The organism is Pseudomonas sp. P4_C3 (genome assembly GCF_056402075.1).
Genome location: NZ_JBFUIC010000185.1, coordinates 1 through 8,888, shown reverse-complemented (window position 1 = coordinate 8,888; position 8,888 = coordinate 1). Strand labels below are relative to the sequence as shown.

The window sequence follows — 8,888 nt, the reverse complement described above, 5'->3', positions numbered from 1 at the left end:
GGTCAGGGGGGCGCCGCTGGTGAAGTTTTTCCACTGCACCTCGTATTGGGCGTCTTTGTAGGGACCATCGTGGGGCAGGTATTTGTCCAGCAGCCCGAGTTCGCGAATCAACAATCCGCCGGCGGCGCAGTTGATGGTGGTGTCCTGGGTGCCGATGGCAATGCGGATGGTTTCGGCCGAGGCCGACAGGGTGAATGAAGCCAGTACCAGACCGGCCAACGCTGCACGCAACATCATGAGTGTTTCCCCTCGAATCATTTATTGGATGTTCGTCTCCGCCACGATCAGGGCGCGGTGGGAAACGAGGGGTGTTTTTAATCAGGCGTCCGGTGGTTGCCGGATGGCGTTTTGGGTTGTCTGTTCTGGCGTCTTCGCTGGCAAGCCAGCTCCTACAAAAGCGGTTACCGCAATAGATAGGGGATCTCGACTTTCACGGCCCCGGTCGGGCAGTCCTTTTCACAGGGCATGCAGTACCAGCATTCATCGAAGGCCATGTAGGCCTTTTGCGTGGCCGGGTTGATCGCCAGCAGGTCCATCGGGCAAACGTCGACGCACACGGTGCAGCCTTTGTGGGCGATGCATTTGTCCTCATCGACCGTGACCGGTGCGTTGGAGCGAAAGAAGATTTCCTGGGGTTGGTAAGCCATGTTCGATCTCTCTTTTGTTGTCGGCATCAAGCCGCATCGGCACCGACCCGCAACCGGTCGTAGGCCTGCATCTCGTCGGCATCCAGCGCGATGATGTAAGGCTCGACGGCTTTCTTGAAACTGCTCATCAAACCGTTTTGGTCTTTCTTCAGGTGGCAATGGCAGAACCAGTCGCGGTCGTTGCGTTGTGGGTGATCGACGCGATGGTGGTAAAGCCCCCAGCGGCTTTCGGCGCGGAACAATGAAGCGCGGGCGGCCATTTCGGCGCAGTCGCGGATCATGCTGACTTCCATGGCGCGCATCAGTTCGTGGGCGTTGTGGGCCTTGATCTGGTCGAGATCGCGCTGGATGTCGCTGAAGCGTTGCAGGCCGATCTGCATCTTCTTGGTCACTTTCGGCGGTTGCAGGTAGTCGTTGACGAAGCGCCGCAGCTTGTATTCGACCTGCGCTGGCGGCAGGCCGTGTAAACGGTCCAGCGGCGCGTAAACCCGTTGTTTTTCGGTTTCGATCTGCGCGGCATCCAGCGCTGAAAACTCACGCCCGGCGACAAAATCCGCTGCGTTGTGGCCGGCGAACCAGCCGTAGGTGAACGCGCCGAGCATGTAGTTGTGCGGCACGGCGGCCATGTCACCGGCCGAGTACAAGCCCTTGACCGAGGTCTCGGCCTTCTCGTTGACCCACACCCCCGACGCCGAATGCCCGCTGCAAAAGCCGATTTCCGAGATGTGCATCTCGACCATCTGCGTGCGGTAGTCGGTACCGCGATTGGCGTGGAACTGGCCGCGACTCGGACGCTCGTTACTGTGCAGGATCTCTTCGATGTTCTGGATGGTTTCCTCGGCCAGGTGATCGAGCTTGAGGAACACCGGGCCATTGCCGCTTTCCAGTTCCTGATGGAACTCCCACATCATCTGCCCGCTCCAGTAGTCGCACTCGATGAAGCGTTCACCCTTGTTGTTGGCGGTGTAGCCGCCCAAGGGGCCGGTGACGTAGGCGCAGGCCGGGCCGTTGTAATCCTTGATCAGCGGGTTGATCTGGAAGCACTCCAGGTTCGCCAGTTCGGCCCCGGCGTGGTAGGCCATCGAGTAGCCGTCGCCGGCATTGGTCGGGTTTTCGTAGGTGCCCATCAGGTAGCCCGAAGACGGCAACCCCAGGCGTCCGGCGGCACCGCAGGCGAGGATCACCGCCTTGGCCTTGATCACATGGAAGTCCGCGGTGCGGCAGTCGAAACCCATCACGCCGTTGACCGCGCCCTCCTCGTCCGTCAGCAATCGGGTGCAGACCAGGCGATTGGTGATACTCACCCGCGCGCGCTTCAACTGCCGATAGAGGACTTTCTTGATGTCGTGCCCTTCCGGCATCGGCAACACGTAGGCGCCCATGTGGTGGACCTTCTTCACCGCGTAGTCGCCGGTTTCGTCCTTCTCGAATTTCACGCCCCAGCGGTCCAGTTGCTCGATGGTTTCGAAGCTGTGGGTGGCATAGGCGTACACCGCGGCCTGATTGACGATGCCGTCGTTGGCGATGGTGATTTCCTTGGTGTACTGCTCCGGCGTCGAGTGGCCGGGAATGATCGCGTTGTTCAGGCCGTCCATGCCCATGCTGATCGCGCCGCTGCGCTTGACGTTGGCCTTGTCGATCAACAACACCCGCAGGTCGCGGTTGCGTTCCTTGGCCTTGATCGCCGCCATGGGGCCGGCGGTGCCGCCGCCAATGACAACGATGTCGTATTCCTGCTCCAGCGTGCTGCGCGTCATGCCTGCTCCCCTTTTTGCCGGTCGATCCGCAGGCGGTACTGGAAGGCATCGCCACGGTAGTAAAGGTGTTCGAAGTCCAGCGGCCAACCGTCGACATCGTGGGTCAGGCGCTCAATGCGCATGATTGCTGAACCAGGTTCGACGTTCAGCGCCCGGCTCAGGTCGCTGTCGGCCAGTACCGCATCGATGGCCAGGTCGGCGTGCCCCAGGGCCAGGCCGCAGTCGTTTTCCAGGATCTGGAAAATGTCGCGGGTGACCAGGTCGGCTTTTTCCAGGCGCTCACCAATGGCCTTGGGCAGGTAAGTGATTTCCAGGGAAATCGGCTCGCGATTGATCAGGCGCACCCGTTTGACCTGCGTCACAACCTCGCCTTCGACGACCTGTAAACGCTCGGCGACGAGCTTGCTGGCGGCAATGAATTTGAAGCTGCGCAGGCGGTTGATCACCTCGTAGCCGCGACCGGTCATGGACTCGGCCAGGCCTTGCAGGGTGCTGACGTTCTGGAAGGTTTTTGGTTTGGCGACGAAGGTGCCTTTGCCGTGGATCTTGAAGATCAACCCTTCCTTTTGCAGGTCACCCAAGGCCTGGCGCACGGTGATGCGGCTGACCTTGAACAACGTGCCAAGCTCGCTTTCGGAAGGCATCTGGCTGTCTTGCGGGTATTTGCCGTCGAGGATGCGGGTACGCAGCACGTCTCGCAGTTGGGTGTGCAACGGGACGCTGCTCAGGGATAGAACGTTATCGGTCATGGCGGATCACTTGTTATAACGAGTTATGACGTGATCTTAAAGAGCCGTGATGTCGATTGAGAAATACCGAATGCGCATAAGGTTAGACTCACCACCGTCCCCTGTGGGAGCGAGCTTGCTCGCGATAGCGTCGGCACATCCAGCATTGATACTGACTGACACAACGTCATCGCGARCAAGCTCGCTCCCACAGGACCGCGTTAAATCTGAAGGTTCAGTGCCGCTTGAGGATCTGGTCCATCACCCAATCGGTCTTCAACGCCTGTTCGGCCACGGCCGGGTGCTGCGCCTCACCACGAATATGCGCATTCATGCCCAATACGTGGTGCCACTGAATGTGTGCGTGATGCTCGATGTTCAGGCTGAGGTGTTCATCGGCGTGTAGCTCGACCGGGTGTTCATCGAATACCGAAAAGGTGATCCGGCCTTTACTGCCAATCACTTCGACCCGGTCTTCGCGCCGGTCTGCAACGAAGTTCCAGCAGCCCATCCCCAGTGCCCCGCTGGCAAACCGCCAAGTGGCGCTGACGGCATCTTCGGCCGCGTACAAACCGGCCTGCCGCGCGGTGAACCCGGCGACTTCGACGATATCGCCGAACAGGTACTGAAACAGGTCCAGGCCATGGCTGGCCAGATCGGCGAAGTAGCCACCACCGGCAATCGCCGGATCGGTGCGCCAGTTTTCACTGCCGTTGCGGTCCGCTGCCGACGGGGCTTTGGTGAGGGTCCAGGTCAAGTGCCGGACCTCACCGATCCGCCCCTCTTGCAGCCACTGCCACACTTGCCGGAAGCGTGGCAGCGAACGCCGGTAATAGGACACGAACAGGTGCAACCCGGCATCGGCAAACACCTGCTTCATCTCGCGGCTTTGCCCGGCATTCAGCGCCATCGGTTTTTCGACGCAGCAATGCTTGCCGGCGGCGGCCACCTGCAAGGCGTAAGCGTAATGGCTGTCGGGCGGCGTGGCGATGTACACCGCGTCGACCTCGGGATCGTTGATCAGCGCCTGCGCATCGGTGTAGACCCGCGCGATGCCGTGGCGCGCGGCGTAGTCGGTGACGGCTTCCAGGCGCCGGCCCATCACCGCCACCAACGCCGATCCGGGCGCCTTGTAGAAGGCCGGCCCGCTTTTGCGTTCCGCGACACTGCCACAACCGATCATGCCCCAGCGCACCAGGTTCACAGGCTCTCCTTGGTGCTCAGCCAATGCGCAATACGCGCAGGTCCAGTCGACCGTCCTTGAGCGGCGGGCACCAGTAGTAGCCACCGGTGATCGGACGGCTGATGCGGTACAAACCGTCGGTGACGCCGTCTTCCAGGCCACTCATGCGGCGCAGTTGGGCTTCGAAGGCGTCGAGGGAAAAACCGAAGGCCAGGAACATCAGGCCGGCGCGGTCGCCTTCGATCCACGGCATCGAACGGCGCACCACGAAGGCTTCAGGCGCAAAGCTTTCCTGGGCGGTGCGTTTGACGTGGGCGGAAACCGGCGCGTCGTCGATCTCTTCGTTATCGCTCAAGCGGCGGCCCATGATGTTGTCTTTTTCGTCCRCCGACAGCCYATGAAAACCTTTCAAGTCATGCTGCCACTGCTGGATCGCGGCGAAGCTGCCACCGACCAGGCCCTCAGCGCCTTCGCTCAACAGCGCGGCGGCGACAGCGGCTTCGTCGTGGGGGTTCTCGGTGCCATCTTCGTAGCCGGTCAGGTCATGGCCGGTCATGTGGCGGAAGGTTTCGTTCATCTGCACCAGGCGCAATGCCGGGGCCAACGCGGCGGCGATGACGTTGCTGCGGTTGAGCAACTCACCACGGTCTTCACCGTGCAGCCAGCACCAGAGCGCGTGCTGGGTCGACGGATTTTCGACGCCCACACCGGTCAACGCCGGAAAGGTTCGCAGGCCATCGATCTGAACGTGCAGCGCATTGACCAGCGATTCACCGAAGCCAACGACAGCCGATTTCCCGTCCACCAGTTGCATCAAGTTGTCGAGCGCAACCGGCAATGCCTCGACGGATTCGAGGGCGAAGAACATATGGCGGGCTTGAGGCGGAACGGGGGTGGAGAGAATACCCGGCTGGTAATAGCTCATATGAACTCCTTGAAAAAGAGCACGGAGTTTAACCGGAGTACGAAGGTTTGTGTGCCGTCAGAGGCCAGGAACCTGTGGCAAAGGGGCTTCTGTGGCGAGGGGGCWWGCCCCCTCGCCACAGAAGCCCCCCCACCAAGGCCAAACAAAGGCTAGGCTTTTCAGTTAATCGGCTTGCCCGCATGGCTGTCCTTTCATTGGCTGCCCGGCCAGCCGGGTGCACCTTTTTTGTTGTGATCAAGGCGAGGTCAACACTAAGGCACCCGGCGTGGGCGGGTTGAGGGCATTGGGGGCCAACAAGGGGCGCTTCTGAGCGCCATGACTGTAGGGCTCGATGAATCCGCGATCCTTCACGCTGTGCGGCAAAACGCTGAAATGAGTCATGACAAGGGTTGCTGAGGTCTGCTAAAACGATTCATCAGTGCATCACCCAATCCAGAGGGGTAGCGACATGACCACAGCCAATATTCTCCAGAACCTGTTCCCAAGCCCCGCCGACATCCCGGACAAGTACCGCCTTGATGGCCAGACCGAGCAGCGTGAGTACCTGGTCGATGGCGTACTGAGAACCTGGRACGGGCCACTGGCCCRGGTCCGTAGCCCGGTTTACCTGACCGGCGCCAATGGCGACGAGCAAGTGATCCTCGGCAGCACGCCGCTGCTGGATGCCGAGACCGCATTGACCGCCCTTGACGCCGCCGTACGCGCCTACGACCGCGGTCAGGGACTGTGGCCGACCATGCGCGTGGCCGAGCGCATCCAGCACGTCGAAACCTTCCTCGGGCGCATGCGCGAGCAGCGCGACGCCGTGGTCAAGTTGCTGATGTGGGAAATCGGCAAGAACCTCAAGGATTCGGAAAAGGAGTTCGACCGCACCTGCGACTACATCGTCGACACCATCAACGCGCTCAAAGAACTCGATCGCCGCTCCAGTCGTTTCGAACTGGAACAGGACACCCTCGGCCAGATCCGTCGCGTGCCGATGGGCGTGGCCCTGTGCATGGGGCCTTACAACTATCCGTTGAACGAAACCTTCACTACGCTGATTCCGGCGCTGATCATGGGCAACACCGTGGTGTTCAAACCCGCCAAACTGGGCGTGCTGCTGATTCGCCCGCTGCTGGAAGCCTTCCGCGACAGCTTCCCGGCCGGGGTGATCAACGTCATCTACGGCAGTGGCCGCGAGACGGTCAGTGCGCTGATGGCCAGCGGCAAGATCGACATCTTTGCGTTCATTGGCACCAACAAGGCCGCCAGTGACCTGAAAAAACTCCATCCGAGACCCCACCGCTTGCGCGCGGCGCTGGGCCTGGATGCGAAAAACCCAGGGATAGTCCTGCCGGAAGTGGATCTGGACAACGCGGTCAGTGAGGCGGTGACCGGCTCGCTGTCATTCAATGGCCAGCGCTGCACGGCCCTGAAGATCCTGTTTGTTCACGAAGACGTGGTCGAGTCCTTCATCGACAAATTCAATGCCCGGCTTGCCAACCTCAAACCCGGCATGCCCTGGGAAAGTGGCGTATCCCTGACGCCCCTGCCGGAATCGGGCAAGGTCGACTATCTGCATTCTCTGGTAGCGGATGCCGAGAGCAAGGGCGCCAAAGTGGTCAACCCCAACGGTGGCGAGGCTCGTGCATCGTTCTTCTACCCGGCGGTGCTGTACCCGGTCACGCCGCAGATGCGGGTCTATCAGGAAGAACAGTTCGGCCCCGTCATCCCCATCGTGCCGYACCGCCATCTGGATACCGTGATCGACYACGTGTTGGAGTCGGACTTCGGCCAACAGTTGAGCATCTTCGGCACCAACCCGGTGGCGGTCGGCCGGCTGGTGGACACCTTCGCCAACCAGGTCGGGCGCATCAACCTCAATGCCCAGTGCCAGCGCGGCCCGGACACCTACCCCTTCAATGGTCGCAAGAACTCCGCCGAAGGCACCTTGTCGGTCCATGACGCATTGCGGGTGTTTTCGATCCGTACCCTGGTGGCCACCAAATTCCAGGAGACCAACAAGGACCTGATCAGCGAGATCATCAGCGGCCGCAGTTCGAGCTTCCTGACCACCGACTACATCTTCTGAGGAGAGCCAGCCTGAGTACATCCAGAGCCCAACGACTGCCACCGCTGTTGCGCCGATTGCTGCGTCCGCTGCTGGACCCGTATCGGCGCTATCGCCATGCCCGGGTAATCCATGCGGTGCGGGTGTCGCTCGGATTGCTGGCGACCATCCTGCTGACCACCGGCATCCATCTGCCCCACGGTGAGTGGGCGTCGGTGACGATGCTGGTGGTGATCGGCGGCTTGCAGCATCACGGCAACATCGGCAAAAAAGCCGCCGAGCGTGCCATTGGCACCTTGATCGGCGCCGGTGTCGGCCTGGCGTTGGTGGCACAACAGGCCTGGCTCGGGATGCCCTGGCTGACCTATTTCGCGATGTCGGTGGTCTGCGGTTTTTTCTCGTATCACGCCATCGGCAAGGGTGGTTACACGGCGCTGCTGTCGGCGATTACCGTGTTCATCGTCGCGGGGCACGGCGACAACCCGGTCACCGATGGCTTGTGGCGCGGGGTGGATATCCTGATCGGCATTGCCCTGGCTTTGGCGTTTTCCTTCGCCCTGCCGCTGTACGCGGTTTATTCCTGGCGCTACAACCTGGCCGATGCGCTGCGTGATTGCGCGAAAATCTACGGGCGCATCATTGACGGCCAGGCTATCACTGCCGACGAACACCTCAAGCTCATGACCCGCCTGAACGCGGTGATGGTGCAACTTCGCTCACTGATGCCGTCGGTGTCCAAGGAAGTGAAGATTTCCATGACCGAACTGGATGCTATCCAGCGCAACCTGCGCATGTGCGTCAGTACCCTGGAAATCCTCGGCAATACCCGACCGGATGCCAATGACCCCGAGGCGATGAGGCTCCTGCAAACGGCATTGAAAGCCGAGCATCGACAGATTCGCGTGCAATTGATCGGTATGGCCAGGGCGTTGAAATCAGGCGCCGCCCAACGGCTCAATCGCCCTATGGATTTGCCGCTGGTCAGCCTCGATGCGCCGGTCTACAACACGCTGGACGGCTATCGTTTGTTGACTCAACAACTGGCTGCCAACGTCGGCGAGATGCGCCAGCGACTGGCCAGCAATGCGCCGCGCTGGAACATCTGACACCTGGATCGCGGGTTACGGCGTCACCGTGCGCCGAAACTTCAGCGACCAGCCTTGTTGCATGCCGGCAGCGGCCAGCAGAATTGCCGCGACACCGATCCATTGCAGCGGCTCCAGACGATGGCCGAAAGCAAACCAGTCGACGAAAATCGCCGCAATCGGGTAGATGAAGGACAGCGCCCCCGTCAGCGCAGTCGGCAGTTTTTGAATCGCGCCGTACAGCAACACGTACATCACACCGGTGTGCACCATGCCCAACGTCACCAGGCTGGCCCACGCACTCGGTGCCTGGGGCAATACCGAAAGATTCGCGAATGGCGCGAGCAACAACACACCCGTGCTGACCTGGATCAGCGCGATCAAATGCGGCGGAGTTCCCGTCAAACGCTTGATGATCAACGCGGCAATCGCGTAGAGAAACGCCGCACCCAACGCCAAGGCAATGCCCGTCAGGTAATCGCTGCCACTCTCGCCCTGGCTGCCATGGGC

At 61.0% G+C, this 8,888-nt stretch carries 8 protein-coding genes and 1 pseudogene; 2 read left to right on the top strand and 7 right to left on the bottom strand.

The annotated features are described in order from the left end of the window. The 6 genes and pseudogenes from AC1DVH_RS21990 to AC1DVH_RS21965 form a co-directional block, all read right to left on the bottom strand. Positions 1 to 237 (bottom strand): annotated as a pseudogene (locus tag AC1DVH_RS21990) (ABC transporter substrate-binding protein); the annotation flags it as partial. Positions 238 to 401: 164 nt separating this feature from the next. After that, on the bottom strand, positions 402 to 647 hold the full coding sequence (locus tag AC1DVH_RS21985) for a 4Fe-4S dicluster domain-containing protein (RefSeq protein WP_003180418.1): 246 nt from the start codon (positions 645 to 647) through the stop codon (positions 402 to 404). Between the two features lie 26 nt (positions 648 to 673). Continuing rightward, entirely contained in the window at positions 674 to 2,404 is a 1,731-nt protein-coding gene (locus AC1DVH_RS21980; RefSeq protein ID WP_477755584.1) for a fumarate reductase/succinate dehydrogenase flavoprotein subunit, read from the bottom strand. Continuing rightward, the gene (locus AC1DVH_RS21975; RefSeq protein ID WP_477755583.1) at positions 2,401 to 3,153 is read right to left on the bottom strand and encodes a GntR family transcriptional regulator; all 753 of its coding nucleotides are present in this window, start codon (positions 3,151 to 3,153) and stop codon (positions 2,401 to 2,403) included. Before AC1DVH_RS21975 ends, AC1DVH_RS21980 begins: the two co-directional genes overlap by 4 nt. Before the next feature lie 214 nt (positions 3,154 to 3,367). Then, positions 3,368 to 4,336 carry a Gfo/Idh/MocA family protein gene (locus AC1DVH_RS21970; protein ID WP_477755582.1) on the bottom strand — a complete coding sequence of 323 codons (969 nt, stop codon included), beginning with the start codon at positions 4,334 to 4,336 and terminating at the stop codon, positions 3,368 to 3,370. A 16-nt stretch (positions 4,337 to 4,352) separates the two neighbouring features. After that, positions 4,353 to 5,240 carry a Dyp-type peroxidase gene (locus tag AC1DVH_RS21965; protein ID WP_477755581.1) on the bottom strand — a complete coding sequence of 296 codons (888 nt, stop codon included), beginning with the start codon at positions 5,238 to 5,240 and terminating at the stop codon, positions 4,353 to 4,355. Between the two features lie 448 nt (positions 5,241 to 5,688). On the opposite strand from AC1DVH_RS21965, the gene AC1DVH_RS21960 reads away from it, so the two are divergent. Further along, positions 5,689 to 7,314 (top strand): NADP-dependent glyceraldehyde-3-phosphate dehydrogenase, encoded by a 1,626-nt coding sequence (locus tag AC1DVH_RS21960; RefSeq protein WP_477755580.1) that lies wholly within the window; start codon positions 5,689 to 5,691, stop codon positions 7,312 to 7,314. Positions 7,315 to 7,358: 44 nt separating this feature from the next. Further along, complete coding sequence (locus AC1DVH_RS21955) at positions 7,359 to 8,399, top strand: FUSC family protein (RefSeq protein ID WP_477755585.1); 1,041 nt, start codon at positions 7,359 to 7,361, stop codon at positions 8,397 to 8,399. 15 nt (positions 8,400 to 8,414) lie between these two features. Here the strand turns inward: AC1DVH_RS21955 and AC1DVH_RS21950 are convergent. Then, on the bottom strand, positions 8,415 to 8,888 hold a 474-nt coding region (locus AC1DVH_RS21950; protein WP_477755579.1), incomplete at its 5' end, for a DMT family transporter.